This is a genomic window from Leyella lascolaii (genome assembly GCF_900079775.1).
In the GTDB taxonomy this organism is placed as follows: Bacteria; Bacteroidota; Bacteroidia; order Bacteroidales; family Bacteroidaceae; genus Prevotella; species Prevotella lascolaii.
The window spans coordinates 135,796-150,083 of the sequence record NZ_LT556049.1; the positions used below are offsets into that span (position 1 = coordinate 135,796).

General features: G+C 54.5%; 10 protein-coding genes. 6 read left to right on the forward strand and 4 right to left on the reverse strand.

All coding sequences use genetic code 11. The features are described from left to right. Positions 1–87 precede the first annotated feature (87 nt). Complete coding sequence (locus BN4609_RS10915; protein WP_068856703.1) at positions 88–1,179, reverse strand: endonuclease/exonuclease/phosphatase family protein; 1,092 nt, start codon at positions 1,177–1,179, stop codon at positions 88–90. 13 nt (positions 1,180–1,192) lie between these two features. Continuing rightward, a complete protein-coding gene (locus BN4609_RS10920; RefSeq protein WP_068856704.1) occupies positions 1,193–2,125 on the reverse strand; it encodes a rhomboid family intramembrane serine protease in 933 nt (310 codons plus the stop codon). 215 nt (positions 2,126–2,340) lie between these two features. Between BN4609_RS10920 and BN4609_RS10925 the strand changes: the two genes are divergently transcribed. After that, a complete protein-coding gene (locus BN4609_RS10925; protein ID WP_021994075.1) occupies positions 2,341–2,613 on the forward strand; it encodes an HU family DNA-binding protein in 273 nt (90 codons plus the stop codon). A 184-nt stretch (positions 2,614–2,797) separates the two neighbouring features. Here the strand turns inward: BN4609_RS10925 and BN4609_RS10930 are convergent, their stop codons facing one another. Continuing rightward, positions 2,798–4,207 carry a C1 family peptidase gene (locus BN4609_RS10930; RefSeq protein WP_068856705.1) on the reverse strand — a complete coding sequence of 470 codons (1,410 nt, stop codon included), beginning with the start codon at positions 4,205–4,207 and terminating at the stop codon, positions 2,798–2,800. 85 nt (positions 4,208–4,292) lie between these two features. Further along, a complete protein-coding gene (locus BN4609_RS10935) occupies positions 4,293–7,439 on the reverse strand; it encodes a C10 family peptidase (protein ID WP_084791544.1) in 3,147 nt (1,048 codons plus the stop codon). Positions 7,440–7,717: 278 nt separating this feature from the next. Between BN4609_RS10935 and BN4609_RS10940 the strand changes: the two genes are divergently transcribed. The 5 genes from BN4609_RS10940 (at position 7,718) to BN4609_RS10960 (ending at position 14,080) form a co-directional block, all read left to right on the forward strand. Continuing rightward, positions 7,718–7,978, forward strand: coding sequence for a hypothetical protein (locus BN4609_RS10940; RefSeq protein ID WP_068856707.1), 261 nt, complete (start codon positions 7,718–7,720; stop codon positions 7,976–7,978). A 308-nt stretch (positions 7,979–8,286) separates the two neighbouring features. Next, the gene (dxs, locus tag BN4609_RS10945; protein ID WP_068856708.1) at positions 8,287–10,218 is read left to right on the forward strand and encodes a 1-deoxy-D-xylulose-5-phosphate synthase; all 1,932 of its coding nucleotides are present in this window, start codon (positions 8,287–8,289) and stop codon (positions 10,216–10,218) included. Position 10,219: 1 nt separating this feature from the next. After that, positions 10,220–11,563, forward strand: a complete 1,344-nt coding sequence (trkA, locus tag BN4609_RS10950) for a Trk system potassium transporter TrkA (RefSeq protein WP_068856709.1) — start codon at positions 10,220–10,222, stop codon at positions 11,561–11,563. Next, positions 11,560–13,017 carry a TrkH family potassium uptake protein gene (locus tag BN4609_RS10955; protein WP_068856710.1) on the forward strand — a complete coding sequence of 486 codons (1,458 nt, stop codon included), beginning with the start codon at positions 11,560–11,562 and terminating at the stop codon, positions 13,015–13,017. Before trkA ends, BN4609_RS10955 begins: the two co-directional genes overlap by 4 nt. A 100-nt stretch (positions 13,018–13,117) precedes the next feature. Further along, complete coding sequence (locus BN4609_RS10960; RefSeq protein ID WP_021994084.1) at positions 13,118–14,080, forward strand: type I phosphomannose isomerase catalytic subunit; 963 nt, start codon at positions 13,118–13,120, stop codon at positions 14,078–14,080. The last annotated feature ends 208 nt before the right edge of the window (positions 14,081–14,288 follow it).

Below are 14,288 nucleotides of genomic sequence, written 5' to 3' on the forward strand. Positions count from 1 at the left end.
TATGTATAGACGTGCAAAGATAATATTTTTTTCACATTACGAAAAATTTATGCACCTAATTATATATATTTTAAGGCATTATGAAGTTTATTTCCACGTATCGCCGTGTTTTTCCAACCAGCATATTATAGGATAATGGTCGGACGCCTTTATCTTGCTGTCTACAACACAGCGCACGGGCTTCCAGTCGTCGGAACACATGATATTGTCTATCCGGACATAGAATCCGCTCTCGTGATAGGATATTCCCGGTCCGTTGCCGCTTGCCACATAGCAGTCTGTGAGTTCGTCGGCAATGACTCGGCGGACATAAGATATGGGACTGTCGTTGAAGTCTCCGCACAGTATGATGCTCTTTCCCTTGTTGTCACGTATATACCGCGCCACTGCCTCTGCCTGCGGAGCGCGCACCGCCGAAGCCGTTCCAAGTTTATGGACAAGTTTCTGTGACTCGCTCCTTGCTGAGTCCTTCTCCATCCGTCCCTTCATCATCGACTTGAAATTGCTTTTCTCATCGTCTGAAAGACCGATAGACTCGAGGTGGTTGGCAATGAATATCAGAGTGTCGCCCCGCACGTTCAGTGTGAACGCAGCCGAATGATTGTTTTTTGATTCGTAGCTAATGCGCTTCTTTCCCAATATCGGGAATTTGCTGAAAAGAGTTATCACGTCCGAGCTTCCGGAAGGCTTCACGGTGTCGCTGTAAGCATACACCGCAGTCATCCGGCTGTACATCCTGTCGCGCTTGTCCGTTGTCGTGCCACTTTCCTGAAGGCATACGATATCGGAATTCTGCTCAAGGATGTATTCCACAATCTCACTCGGCTTGTCCGCGTCGCTCCAGTCCCTGAAGTTCCAGACATTGTAAGACATCACTTTCACCGTTCCGGGCGGAAGAGACCCGTTTATATTCAGCGGTGTATACACTCTTACGGGTGAATAACACACGACGAATCCCGCAAAGGGGATTATCACCCGCTTTATGCTGAACACTATCCAGAACGCCGTAAAAGCGAGGTTTATGCAAAGAAAGAGTGGAAACGTGAGTCCTACAGTCGCCAGCAGAGGATGGTCTACAGGGTTGAACACATCGCTGTGACCTACAAGAAACATCACGATTATTGTCGCGATGTTTGCCCCGGCAATGATTTGCAGTGTCAGTTTCCCAAGACATTTCATCCCACTACCGCCTTTATTTTCTGTTGCTGCTGTCGAAGAGAGTCTGCTTTTCCTCCTTTGTCAAGCTGTCATATCCGTTTCTCCGTATCTTGTCGAGTATGCGGTCTATCTCCTCCTGTTCCGCTTTCTTATGCGCGTTGTACTCCCAGTCGGGGTCGGAACCGGCAGACTGGCGTCCGGTGTCGCTCCTGCGGTTTGCCGTCCATCTGTTTCTCTGCCTCTCCCATGAGGCGCGCATGCTGTCGAAAAACTGCGTTCCGCCGTCCATGCCGTATCCTGTGCCCGGATGCGAACGCCAATAGCGTATCATCATATAGCCGAAAGCCATACCTCCGAGGTGCGCAAGATGCGCAACACCATCGCCCGGTGTGGAGAGAGCCTGCGCCACCTCAAGTCCCGCATATATGATGACGAACCACTTAGCCTTTATGGGGAACGGGAAGGGAAATATGAAAATGCGCTGTTCGGGGAATATCATTCCGAATGCGAGCAGTATGCCGTACACCGCACCGGAGGCACCCACGGTCGTCCACGTGTTGAGTCCCTCCGCGTTGGCTTCAGCCACCTGCAGCAGTTCAAACATCCCTATGCCCGGCACCTGCTGCGCCGCGATGACATGGAACTGCACAAACTGCGCCAGCTCCTGAAAAAGTCCGGCACCCACACCGCACGCCATGTAATAGAAAAGGAACTTCTTCGGTCCCCATACATTCTCCACCACGCACCCGAACATCCACAAAGCGAACATGTTGAGAAACAGATGCATGAATCCCGCATGCATGAACATGTAAGTGAAGAACTGGTAGAAATGAAAGTCGGGAGCAAGAAAGAAATGCAGCCCGAACACATCATTCAAGTCTAAACCGCGCCACATCACCAACGTGGCAAGATATACTATGACATTGATGATAAGGAGATTCTTGGTTATCTTTGGAATATTGAACATACGAAATATCTGTAATTAAATGAACACGAGGGCAAAATTACGAAAAAATATCTGTTATACTGAATAAAAAAAGGGTGTAAACCGTTTTTTTTCAGAAATAAGTTCATTTTTTTTTATTTTTTGTTTGATTTATGAAAGTATTGATTTATATTTGTTCCCGATAAGAATACTGGCAATAAAGAAACTACATATTTAATCATTTAAAATTCATAATTATGAACAAAACAGAACTGATAGAGAAAATAGCAAACAGCGCAAACCTGAGCAAAGCAGACGCAAAGAAAGCTCTTGACGCTACCGTTGACGCAATCAAGGCTGCGCTCGTAGAAGGCGACAAAGTACAGCTCATCGGATTCGGAACATTCAGTGTGAACGAGCGTCCGGCACGCGAGGGCATCAACCCCGCCACAAAGGAGAAGATAACAATCGCCGCAAAGAAGGTCGCTAAGTTCAAGGCAGGTGCCGAACTGGCTGATGCCATCAAATAAAAAGAACAATTTTTCACAGCATTAATTTTTCAATCAAAGGGGTATGGACTATGTTCATGCCCTTTTTCATTTGCGTCCGGTCCCGCGCGGAGCACACCGCAGCGTCACCGTAAGGATGCAGACGGCGACCGGAACGCATCGTGCCGTCCGGTCGCCGTCCTGTCTCCTCAATGCCACAAAGCCGTCAGTCGTCCGTTCCGAAGAGCGGATCCTCTGGCATCACCATCACCGGCTTCTGCTCATACTGCCTCAACATGTCCTGCGGAACATACTTCTTGTCAACCACAAGACGGAACATATACTCGCGGAACCATCTGTCCGACATTATCAGACAGCCAGCCTGACCGTATGACGCGCCCCAGCTGTTCTCCACCTTCCACTTCTTCGCCTTGCCGTCCGCGCCGAGGTCGACAGCCGTGAGAGTCATGGCGTGTGTGGAGCCGCTGTCGTATGTGGATATGCGCTCAGCCTTGTCCATGCCGAAAGTGGTGCCGAAGAGCGAGCCGTAGTCATAGTTCTCGGTGTCGAGATAGCCTCTTTTACGGTCGAGCTGCTTTCCCACGTCGTAGGAGCTGTACATCTTCCTGCCGTCCTTTATCGAGGCGATGGCAAGCCGCTCTATGTCGTCCATCGGCAGATTGAGATACTTCCAGTTCTGTCCGTCGTAAGTGTGGCGGTCGTACTCCACCTCGTAAGTCTTGTAATACTCCCGTCGCGGGTCGTTCATCACCATTATGAACGAGCCCTTCAGAGGTCCTCCCACCGTAGCCTCATAAAACTCCTTCGGCGTATACTTGCGCGGTTCGCCCACCGTCCTGCCGTCCTTTGTCCTGAAGGCATAGGTGAACTCGCTCACCGGCTCGCCGAGGGTGAGACACAGCATGTTGTAGACAACAGACAGCATCTCCGTCTTACGCTCTTTCAGGGCAGCCGCCTTCTTGCCTTCCGCCGCCATCTTGCGCAGCTCGAGTCCGAACTCGCGCAGTTTCGACGACACCAACGACGACATCTTGCTTGTGTTTTCAGCCGAGAAAGTCTCAGGCTGCACACCTGCCGGAACGAGTCCGTACTTGTCCGCAAGGTCGCTTACTCCGCAGAAAGTACCGCCGTCGCTGAGCGGATTCTTGAAGAAAAACCTCACCCTCTCCGAGTCTATCGGCTCGCCGGCATGGTCTATCACGCCCTGCAACATGAGGTTGGCTTTCTCCAGCTGGTCGTAGAAGAACAGGTAGTTGTGAGAGAACTCCACCGTCAGCGAGTCGGCGTGCTGCTTCGCGAAGTTGGCTCTCAGCACGTTGAATCCCGAGAACATCCAGCAGCGTCCGGAGCTTTTCTGGTCGTGTATGCTCTGTGCCGGTGTCTCGTCACTGAAATACGTGTCCACCGTTCCCTGATTGGCGAAGTTCACCGCTATGTCGTCAATCCTGTTTGAAGCCATTGCGTTGAACACAGCCTTTGCCGAGGGCAATGCCCCGTGTGCCTTTCTCATGGTGCCGAGCATGTCGGGCGTAATGCCACCGTCCCTGCTCTGGGCGTATGCTGCCGCCGCTACGGACAGGCAGATACAGAAAATCGTGATTCCTTTTTTATTCATGTCTTTATGTGATGTATAGTCATTCGTTCGTACACACTCCCGCCGCCCGGGCGGGAGCCGGACGGAGTCACCGTCCGGCATGGCGTCAGAGCGCCACTTTCCTGCCGTTCACGATGTATATGCCTTTGGGCAGCTGCGGCATGATGACGTGTCCGTCTCTCACCGTGGCGGTGCCCACTCTCACACCGTCGACGCCATACACACCCGTCTCTCCGTCCTTCATGCCGGTCTCCGTTCCCTCTATGCCGTCTGTCACGGTGTTTATCGGAAGCTGTGCGGCGCGCAGACCGTCAGGCAGCTTTGTCCTGAAATAAGCCCTGAAGGGTTTTACGTCAGCGTCCTCCGTAGCGAGAGTGAATGCCGTACCTGCGTCGTTGAGCACGTATATGCCGTTGTCTGTCAGTGTCACAGTGGTGCCGTAGAAGCTGTAGCTGTCGGTTCCAGCCACGATGCGCGCGCCGTCTGAAGCCGCCACATCGACGTCTGACGCCGAGAACACGAGTGTCTTGCCCACCAGACTCTCGTCTGTCACCGAGAAGATATACGGCACTCCGTCCTGCATAGCGTCCGTCGTCTCGAAGAAGATGCCCGCTCCCTCGTCAGCCATACTGAATTCTTTGAGCATCAGTCCTTTCTCGGTGTTTATCCCGACAGGCACTCCGTCTGCCGTCACACTTTCCGGACGGAACGGCAGGGCTATTGTCTCCCACGAGCTGCCCATGCCAGCCTTGTCCACCACACGGCTGTAAGACATTGTCCGAGCCGTGAAGTTCTCGGGCGAGAAGAACCCGTAGCTGTCAGAGACAGTCACGTCTCCGGCTGTTCCGCCTTTCACCACCTGCGCCGACTCGAGTCCCGACGGCGTCTCCATATCCTCCCCTATGAAGAACAGGGCTTCCGGAGCGCGGCTTGCGTTCACCATGGTCACCTGCGGCGCATGCCTCAGGTCTACAGCCACTATGTCTCCCATCGGGATGTATCTCGCTGTTGGAGCCGATGCCGTCTTGCTTCCGTCAGCCTTGTAGGCTATCACTCCGTCCATCAGTCTGTTCACGTTGCCCAGTCCTCCCGAGGCGAGCTCGCCGCCCGTGCCATACTCCACGTTGAATCCGTATTGCATTCCCGTGGTCAGATTGTCAAACCTGAAAGGCAGCGACACGGTCTCTCCCGGCTCTATGCTTGCAGGCAGCAGCGTGTTCGAAAGGCTCCAGAAGGTGCCCTGCCCTATCTCTCCTCGCCATATGTTGAGCTTCACATTGCCCTCGAACTTTGTCCGGGCGTTGTTCTTCACTCTCACCTGTCCCTCTATGAAGTCGCCGTAGATGGTGCCCGAGGTGATGTTGCTGAACGTCATGGAGCTCACCTGCAGGCTGGCAGCGTCAGCCGCCGGGGTCGCCGTTATGTCCACCGTTGTGTGTCCTCCCGGCACCACGTTGTTGCCTGCACCGTCGTATGTGAGCCACACGTTGTATGTTCCCGTCTCCTTTGGAGTGAAGAAGAAGGTGAGCGTTGTGGTGTGTCCCTTCTTCAGCGAGAGAGCCGAGCGGCTTGCCTGTCCGCCCTTGTCACCGGTCTTGCTTGCGAAGAGATATATCTCGCCATAGAACTCTTCGGTGTTGTTTCTGAACGTCACGTCGAGCTTCTGCTGCCTGTTCACCGTCCTGTCGCCCGTGAACTCTATCGACTCTATGGCGAGGTCTACCGGGCGTGTGTACATTTCGAGCGTGTAAGACCCGTCAGCCTTCACGTCGGCTATGATGTGGCGGTCTTTTATGTTGAAGCTTGTCTTCCACACGTCCGACCCCGTTGTCTTGCTTATCGGCACCACAGTGTAGACGCCTTCCTCCAGTCCGCTGATGCCGAAGCTGCCTCCGTAGTAGTAGTTCGCGCCCAGATTGTCAGCCCGGCTGGTCTTGCCTATGCTCACGAGCGAGCCGTCCTCAGCCACATAACCTATGCCGTAGTCGAAGCTGTTGGTCTCTCCCGTCCAGTTGATGTAGTTGCTGAATATCTCGTCGCCCCTTATCTCGGTGTCGTTGATGGTCATCATAGCCGTGTCGTCAGCCTCCACTCCGTCAGGCAGACGCAGTATGAGAGCCTCCTGTCCCATGGAGTAGCCGTCGCTGCTCGAGCTTGCCCCGATGCCGCTGTTGTCTCCGGGGTTGAGTATCTCTATGCGGAAGTAGCCGTCGCTGCCGCCTCCCCATCCCCAGTTGAGGTGGAAAAGCCCGTCTCCGTCGTATCCGTCCACCACGAAGGCGTGCGCTCCTCCCGACGCCGTACCGGCGAAAGCTACGGGATGACCGGTGGCTATCTCGTTGTAGATAAGGTCGGTCCACTCGTCCAAGGTGTAGTTGCTGCGGTACTCGGAGTGCGTGGCGTCATCATATCCGAAGTATTCTGCCAGCGGCTTTCCGCCGTTGAAACCCGCTCCCGACGACGGACCGTAGCCCATCTTGACTCCCGTTCCCACATACACCATCAGCTCCGCCACGGCGTTCTTCTGCTCGTCGGTGCTCTGTCCGTCGTATATGTCGGTCATGTTCGCCCAGTCTATCTCCGTTCCCTTGGGAATGGAGGGCATGCTTATCTGATGTCCGTTGCTGTCGAACGAATAGCGCGGTATGCTCTTCACCACCGCGTCGGGCCACTTGTAGAAGTACATCACCTGCGCGAGAGCCGTCGCCACGCATCCCGTCGCGCTGCGGTCGCCCTGCGTTCCGTCCGCGTTGTAGTAGCGCGGGCACAGCAGATTGTACGGGTCGCCCTGGTTCCAGCGGCTTGTCACGAGCGGTTGTATGGCGTGGCGCACCTTCTGCGCCTTCATCTGCCGGGCTTTCCTTTCAGCCGTCTCTTTGGTCACGCCCTCGCTGTCGAGGCGGTCGATGAACTCCAGATAGCCCTTCAGCCATGCCATCATGCCCTCCGGAGCGGTAGCCGGGTCGAACTCTCCGCTGTCAGTATAGCCGAGGACAGCCTCCGTGCGGTCGTCGCCCGACACGATGACATATCCCCTGTCGCCGCCCGCATTGAATATATAATATCCCGCAACCTCCGCGGCTGCCGACCTGCGGCGCGCCTTATACGCCGGTGTGGCGTCGGTTGTCATGGTTATTCCCTTCCCGGCAAGAAACGCCCTTGCCGTCTCGTGTGCCTGCTCCTTGCTTATCGGGTCTGCGTGAAGACACATTGTAAGAAGGAGACACAACATCGTAAGTAATCCTTTTCTCATAGATACAGTTTTTATTATCAGTGTTATTTATCGGTCGTATAGGTCAGTCGCTGCCGCCGTCACTCGTCCCGTAACCCGCACCCTTCCTCACAAGGACATGCACATGAGCCTAATCATGACTGTGACGGCATCTATCGGCAAAGATAGCAATTTTGTTCTTATCTGCACAATATTACTCTTAAAAAGAGGAAATATACCACTTTTTTCATCTTCCGCAATACTTCACGCGCCGCGCGACGGATGCATGCGCATGGCGGGAAACGCATAAATATACTTAGATGATTTTGACAACGCAAAACCGCAAAACAGAAACGGCGGCAGACCGGAAACCGTATAATAACCGCATACGCATGCGTTTCCACAACAGCGGAGGCATCCAGAACATGCCGAACGGGCTTTTCCGCTCCTCCGGAACGTCTCTTCCGGTCATCGGGAAAGGCTCCTTTGCATCGCGGAACGGGCTTTTCCGCATCGCGAAAGAGGCTCATCCGCATGCCGGGAAAAACCCAATAAACGCGCAAAACACGGCAACGCGCTGAATGTCAGCCACATAACCATACATCGAAAATAAGCGCATAAAAACACCGGAGGCAGTCTGCCGTGACTTACAGGCGATTCTCGCGGGGTTGAGGACGTGCCGAATGAATAAATATGCACGCGCATATGAATATTTATGCACAAACGCTCCGCACCGCCATACACCGCACGCCGCGCCACACATGGCACTGACGCGCACGTCGGGGGAATAATCCGTAAAACGTGAAATAATAATGCCGATATATTCGAAATAAGAAAATTTTTATGTAAGTTTGCATACCTGTTTATATGATACATATTACTGATACAGATGGACAAGAACAAGCTGCGGCTCCTCAGCCGCATAAGATATCCTGAAGACCTGCGACACCTCAGCGTGGAGGAGCTGCCCGAACTGTGCAGGGAACTGCGCGAGGACATCGTAGACGAACTGTCTGTCAACCCCGGACACCTCGCCTCGTCGCTCGGAGTGGTGGAGCTCACCGTGGCTCTGCACTACGTCTTCGACACGCCTTACGACCGCATAGTGTGGGATGTGGGCCATCAGGCTTACGGACACAAGATTCTCACCGGACGGAGAGACTGCTTCTGCACAAACCGTAAGCTGAAAGGGCTGCGGCCGTTCCCCTCGCCTCTTGAGAGCGAATACGACACATTCACGTGCGGACACGCCTCCAACTCCATCTCGGCTGCGCTCGGCATGGCGGTGGCGGCGAAGAAGACGGGGCACGACGACCGGCATGTGGTGGCTGTGATAGGCGACGGGGCAATGAGCGGAGGACTCGCCTTCGAGGGCATCAACAACGTGTCGTCCTCGCCAAACGACCTGCTCATCATCCTCAACGACAACGACATGTCCATTGACCGCGCCGTGGGGGGAATGGAGCAGTATCTGCTCAACCTCGACACCAACGCCACATACAACCGCCTGAGATACAGGGTGTCGCGCTGGCTGCACTCCAAGGGTTATCTCAACGACAACCGGCGCAAAGGCATCATAAGGCTCAACAACGCGCTGAAGTCGGCGTTGAGCCACCAGCAGAACATCTTCGAGGGAATGAACATACGCTACTTCGGACCGTTCGACGGGCACGACGTGGCGGAGGTGGTGCGCCTGCTGCGCCAGCTCAAGGACATGAAGGGTCCAAAACTGCTGCATCTGCACACCACCAAAGGCAAGGGATATGAGCCTGCCGAGAAGGAAGCCACCATATGGCACGCGCCGGGGAAGTTCGACCCCGAGACGGGAGAGCGGCTCGACACCGTGCCCGCAGGGTGCCCGCCGCGCTATCAGGACGTGTTCGGGCAGACGCTCCTGCGCCTTGCCAAGGACAACCCGCGCATAGTGGGAGTGACGCCCGCCATGCCCACAGGATGCTCCATGAACATCATGATGAAGGCGATGCCTGACCGGACGTTCGACGTGGGCATAGCCGAGGGGCACGCCGTGACCTTCTCGTGCGGAATGGCTAAGGACGGACTCATACCGTTCTGCAACATATACAGCTCGTTCGCGCAGCGAGCCTACGACAACATCATACACGACGCCGCCATACTCAACCTGCCCGTAGTGCTCTGTCTCGACCGCGCCGGACTCGTGGGAGAGGACGGACCAACACACCACGGGGCGTTCGACATTGCCGCGCTGCGACCCATACCCAACCTCACCATAGCATCGCCCATGGACGAGCGCGAGCTGCAACGGCTGATGTACACCGCGCAGCTGCCCGGAAAGGGGACGTTCGTCATACGCTATCCGCGCGGCAGAGGACTGCTCTCCGACTGGGAGTGTGACTTCGAGGAGATAGAGGTGGGCACCGGACGGCTCATACGCGAGGGCTCCGACCTTGCCATACTCAGCTACGGTCCGATAGGAAACAACGCCGCCCAGGCGATAGACAGCCTGAAGGCGGAGGGCTGCACGGCGTCGGTGGCTCACTACGACATGCGCTTCGTCAAGCCGCTCGACACACGGCTGCTCAATGACATAGCGCGACGCTTCAGCCGCATCATAACCGTTGAGGACGGCGTCAGGGCTGGAGGGTTCGGCTCGGCGGTGCTCGAATGGATGTGCGACAACGGACATCACCCCGACATAACGCGCATCGGACTGCCCGACACGTTTGTGGAGCACGGCAAGGTGGAGGAGCTTCAGAGAATAACGGGTACTGACGCGGAATCGATAAAGAACGAAATAAAAAAGGCACTCGGACTTAACGACGCACAAAACAATACTCACTGACATGAAAATAATAATAGCCGGAGCCTATGCCATAGGCACTCATCTGGCTCGCCTGTTCGCGCGCGAGCACGAAAACATCATTCTCATGGACGACAGCGAGGAACGGCTCGAACGGGGAGAAGCCGACCTCGACATTCTCACCATCAACTCCTCGCCAACCAGCGTGAAGGGTCTCAAGGAGGCGGGAGCCGACCACACCGACCTCTTCATTGCCGTGACGCCCGACGAGAACACCAACATCACGGCATGCATACTTGCCAAGGCGCTGGGCGCAAAGAAGACTGTGGCGAAGATAGACAATGCCGAATACATGGAGCAGGAGGCTCAGGAGTTTTTCAGGAAAATAGGAATAAGCTCGCTGATATACCCGGAAATGCTCGCCGCAAACGACATAAACACCGGTCTGAAGATGTCGTGGGTGAGACAGCGGTGGGACGTGCACGACGGCGCGCTCGTCATGATGGGCATCAAACTGAGGGAAAGCTGCGAGATACTCAACCAGCCTCTGCGCACTCTTTGCGGTCCGGACGACCCTTACCACGTCGTGGCGATAAAACGGATGAACGATACCATCATACCGGGAGGTAACGACTCGCTACAGCTGAACGACATGGCTTACTTCATGACAACGCGCCAATACATTCCCTACATCCGGCAGATTGTGGGCAAGGAACATTATGCCGACGTGAAGAACGTGATGATAATGGGAGGCGGGGCTACCGCAGTGAGGGCGGTGAACACGATGCCCTACTACATGGACGCGAAAATAATAGAGACCGACGAGGAACGATGCGAGCAGCTCAACAATCTGCTTGACAACGACAAGGCGCTCGTGATAAACGGCGACGGACGCGACATCGCGCTGCTCACGGAGGAAGGCATAAGGAACACTCAGGCTTTCGTGGCGCTCACGGGCAACGCGGAGACAAACATCCTTGCCTGTCTCACGGCTAAAAGACTGGGAGTGCGCAAGACCGTGGCTATGGTGGAGAACATCGACTACATAAGTATGGCGGAGAGCCTCGACATCGGCACCATCATCAACAAGAAGGCGATAGCAGCCAGCCACATCTATCAGATGATGCTCGACGCCAACGTGTGCAACGTCAGATTCCTCATGGCTGCCAACGCCGACGTGGCGGAGTTCATACCGAAAGAGGGCTCGCGCATAACGCAGAAGGAGGTGAAGGACCTCGGACTGCCCAAAGGAATGACCATCGGAGGACTCGTAAGAGACGGCAAGGGGATGCTCGTGTCGGGTAACACACGCATAAACGCGGGCGACTCAGTGGTGGTTTTCTGCCACGACATGAACATGAAGAAAATAGAAAAACTGTTCATATGATCAACCTGAAAGTCATTTACAAGATCATAGGCTCACTCCTTTTCATCGAGGCTGCGCTCATGTCGGTATGTCTCATAATGGCTATGGCATACGGAGAGGACGACATGTATGCCTTCCTCTATGCCGTGGGGATAACCGCGGCGTGCGGGGCGGTGCTGAGATACATGGGGCGCAACAGCGGTAACATGCTCTCGCGGCGCGACGCCTATCTGGTGGTGTCGCTGGCATGGGTGCTCTTCAGCCTTTTCGGAACACTGCCGTTCGTCACGGGAGGATACATAAAGAGCTTCACCGACGCATACTTCGAGACAATGTCGGGATTCACCACCACCGGCGCTACGATAATAGACGACGTGGAATGTCTGCCGCACGCCATACTCTTCTGGAGGTCGCTCACCCACTGGATAGGCGGTCTGGGCATCGTGTTCTTCACCATCGCGCTGCTGCCGTCGCTCATCGGAGGCTCGGTGAAGATTTTCGCGGCGGAGTCTACGGGTCCCATCAAGATGAAACTGCACCCTAAGATATCCACAAACTCGAAATGGATAGGAAGCGTTTACATCATTCTCACACTGGCATGCGCACTGAGCTATATGTTCTTCGGCATGGACTGGTTTGACGCCATAAACTATTCCATGTCGACAACAGGCACGGGCGGATTCGCCACACACAACGCCAGCATAGCCCACTTTCAGAGTCCGGGAATAGAATACAGTGCCATCCTGTTCTGTTTCCTGTCGGGAACAAACTTCACCCTGCTCTATTTCACAATGGCGAAACTGAGGTTCAGGGAGCTGTTCATGAACTCCGAGTTCAGGCTTTACTTCATTCTCGTGGCGGCGTTCTCGCTCTTCATCGCCTGTGAACTGGTGGTGCACAACGGCTATGATGTGGAGCACGCGCTGAGAAGCAGCCTCTTCCAGGTCACGGCGTTCATCACAACTACAGGCTTCTTCAGCGACGACGCCGGACTGTGGCCGCACGTCACATGGGTGGTTCTGTCCTTCTGCATGTTCATCGGGGCATGCTCGGGCTCGACAAGCGGCGGTCTGAAATGCGTGAGAGGTGTGATGCTGCTGAGGATAGTGAGGAATGAGTTCCGACAGATACTGCATCCCAACGCCGTGCTTCCGCTAAAGATAGACAGCACCAACGTGCCAAACAACAAAAGGGTGACGCTGCTCGCCTTTCTCACGGTGGACCTCATACTGATTCTGGTGTGCTCGTTCATCTTCATAGTGCAGGGCATCGAGTCGACAAACGCGGTCACCGTGACGCTCAGCAGCCTTGGTAACGTGGGACCGGCTCTCGGTTCCGACATCGGTCCCACAATGTCGTGGAGCTCTCTCCCCGACAATGTCAAGTGGATATGCACGCTGCTCATGCTCGTGGGACGTCTCGAGATATTCTCCGTTCTCGTGATTTTCACATCGGCGTTCTGGAAAGACAACTGACAAGGACGCCCCAAGGGCGCATACTGTCACTTACATCATATGGCATACAACAACGGATATATAGCTCTCAAATATAAATAACTGTAAAAACAAACGCATCATGAAACCATTAAAATTCAACCCGCTGCTCAAGTCAACAATATGGGGCGGCGACAAAATCATCCCTTTCAAGCATCTCGACATTACACAGGAGAACGTGGGAGAAAGCTGGGAGATTTCTGGAGTGAAGGGCAACGAGACAACCGTAAGCGAAGGCGAGCTTGAGGGAAAGAGCCTCAACGAGGTTGTGGAACTGATGAAAGACGAGCTCGTGGGGAAAGAGAACTACAAGCGGTTCGGCAACGAGTTCCCGCTGCTCATCAAGTTCATTGACGCGCGTCAGGACCTTTCCATTCAGGTGCATCCTACGGACGAGATTGCAAAAAAACAGGGAAAGGAACGCGGAAAGACCGAAATGTGGTATCTGATGGACTCTGACAAGGACGCCACTCTGCTGTGCGGACTGAAAAAGAAAATCACTCCGGAGGAGTATGCGGCTATGGTTGAGAACGACACTATAGTAGACGCGATTGCCAGATACGACGTGAAGGAGGGCGACTGCTTCTTCCTTCCGGCTGGCAGAATACACGCCATCGGCACAGGATGTTTCCTCGCCGAGATTCAGCAGACAAGCGATGTGACCTACCGCATATACGACTTCAAGCGCAAGGACAAGAACGGCAACTACCGCGAACTGCACACAAAGCAGGCTGCCGAGTGCATCAACTATAACGTGGAGGACAACTATCGCACCAACTATCTGCCCACTAAGAACATGGGAGTGTCGCTTGTGAAGTGCCCGTATTTCTGCACCGCCGTCTACGATCTGGACGAACCGATGACCATCGACTACTCCGAGCTCGACAGTTTCGTCATACTCATCGGACTCAAAGGTGAGGCTACGATAACCGACAACGAGGGCAACGTGACCTCACTCAAGGCTGGCGAGAGCATACTCGTGCCCGCAACGACAAAGGAACTGAAGGTTGACGGCACGCTGAAGTTCCTCGAGACTTATGTATAACAGTGCATCTGCTTACGCATAAAGATGCGGAAGCTTACGCATAAAAGCAAAAAGGCTTATGCATAACGGTGCGGAACCCTACGCATAACGGTGCATGCCGCATGGCGGAAAAGGCTTTTCCACCTCGCAGGGACACCGGTAAAGACGACAGAGACAGGCTGCGGAACAACTCCGTCAGACCTGTCTCTGTCTTGTTCTTTTACTCACA